This is a genomic window from Streptomyces sp. NPDC007162 (assembly GCF_040634175.1).
Lineage (GTDB): Bacteria > Actinomycetota > Actinomycetes > Streptomycetales > Streptomycetaceae > Streptomyces.
Genome location: NZ_JBEYFC010000936.1, coordinates 1 through 1,867, shown reverse-complemented (window position 1 = coordinate 1,867; position 1,867 = coordinate 1). Strand labels below are relative to the sequence as shown.

Here is a 1,867-nt window from a genome sequence, read left to right as displayed (position 1 = left end):
GGATCCCGTGGTCTCGCCACCCGCACGACGGCGAGACTGATGGACGTACGCGGCGAGACCTACGAGACCTGGGACGACCTCAAGGTCTACTGCCGCTGTGTGGCCGGTGCCATCGGCAGGCTCTCGCTCGGCGTGTTCGGTACGGAGCCGGGGGCGCGCGGTGCCGAGCGCGCGCCGGAGTACGCGGACACGCTCGGGCTCGCGCTCCAGCTCACCAACATCCTCAGGGACATCCGCGAGGACGCCGCCAACGGCCGTACCTACCTGCCCCAGGACGACCTCGCCAAGTTCGGTTGCTCGGCGGGCCTCGACGGTCCGATCCCGCCCGAGGGCTCGGACTTCGCGGGTCTCGTGCACTTCGAAGTACGGCGCGCCCGTGCCCTCTTCGCCGAGGGCTACCGGCTGCTGCCCATGCTCGACCGGCGCAGCGGCGCCTGTGTCGCCGCCATGGCCGGCATCTACCGCCGGCTGCTCGACCGCATCGAGCGCGAACCGGACGCGGTGCTGCGCGGCCGGGTCTCGCTGCCCGGACACGAGAAGGCGTACGTCGCCGTACGCGGGCTGTCCGGGATCGACACCCGGCGGCACACCTCCCGGCCGGCCGTCAGGAGGCGCGCCTGATGGACGACCCGGGCCGGGACGGCTCCACCGGAGGGAAACGGCAGGCAACCCTCCGCGGCGGGGTGGCGTCCCTGACTGCGAAGGTCCCCCGTGGCCGGTTCCGGCAGCACGACGGGCAGGCGGGAAAGGGCGCACGATGAGCGACGGCACGCGATCCGAGGGAACGCACGACGACATCCCGTCCGGGCGCACCGCCGTCGTGGTCGGCGGCGGCCTGGCCGGTGTCACGGCCGCCCTCGCCCTCGCCGACGCGGGGATCCGCGTCACCCTGATCGAAGGCAGGCCGAGGCTCGGCGGGCTCGCCTTCTCCTTCCGGCGCGGCGACCTGACCGTGGACAACGGCCAGCACGTGTACCTGCGGTGCTGCACCGCCTACCGCTGGTTCCTCGACCGCATCGAGGGCGCCGCGCTGGCACCGCTGCAGGACCGCCTCGACGTGCCCGTGCTCGACCTCGCGAGGCCCGAGGGACGGCGCCTGGGCAGGCTGCGGCGCGATGCGCTGCCCGTACCCCTGCATCTGGGGCGCAGCCTGGCCGCCTATCCGCACCTCTCGCTCGCCGAGCGGGCCAGGGTCGGGCGTGCCGCGCTCGCGCTCAAGGGACTCGACCTCGCCGATCCGAGCCTGGACGCACAGGACTTCGGCAGCTGGCTGGCCGCCCACGGCCAGTCGGCGCGTGCCGTCGAGGCCCTGTGGGACCTGGTCGGGGTCGCCACCCTCAACGCGGTCGCGGGCGACGCCTCACTGGGGCTCGCCGCGATGGTGTTCAAGACCGGTCTGCTGTCCGACCCGGGCGCGGCCGACATCGGCTGGGCCCATGTGCCGCTGGGCGAACTGCACGACCGGCTGGCCCGCAAGGCGCTCGACTCCGCGGGCGTACGTACCGAGGTCCGAACACGCGTCACCTCCGTCTCCCACAACGAGAACGGGGGCTGGAGCGTTCAGGTTCCCGGCGAGACGCTCACGGCGGACGCGGTGGTGCTCGCCGTGGCCCAGCGCGAGGCCTACGACCTGCTGCCCGCCGGCGCCCTCGACGCGCCGGAAAATCTTCTGGAGATCGGCACCGCGCCGATCCTCAACGTCCATGTGGTCTACGACCGTACGGTGCTCACCAAGCCGTTCTTCGCGGCCCTCGGCACCCCGGTCCAGTGGGTGTTCGACCGCACCCACGCCTCGGGGCTGCGCGAGGGCCAGTACCTCGCGCTGTCCCAGTCCGCCGCCCAGGACGAGATCGACGCCCCCGTGGCC

At 73.2% G+C, this 1,867-nt stretch carries 2 protein-coding genes and 1 pseudogene; all 3 read left to right on the top strand.

Annotation, left to right across the window (positions count from 1 at the left end; genetic code table 11):
• Window positions 1-621, top strand: a 621-nt coding sequence (locus ABZ646_RS46025; protein WP_360533605.1) for a squalene/phytoene synthase family protein, incomplete at its 5' end; no start/stop codon positions are given.
• Complete coding sequence (locus tag ABZ646_RS46020) at window positions 621-761, top strand: DUF6380 family protein (protein ID WP_360533608.1); 141 nt, start codon at window positions 621-623, stop codon at window positions 759-761. The genes ABZ646_RS46025 and ABZ646_RS46020, both read left to right, overlap by 1 nt.
• Window positions 731-1,867 (top strand): annotated as a pseudogene (gene hpnE / locus ABZ646_RS46015) (hydroxysqualene dehydroxylase HpnE); the annotation flags it as partial. The gene ABZ646_RS46020 and the pseudogene hpnE, both read left to right, overlap by 31 nt.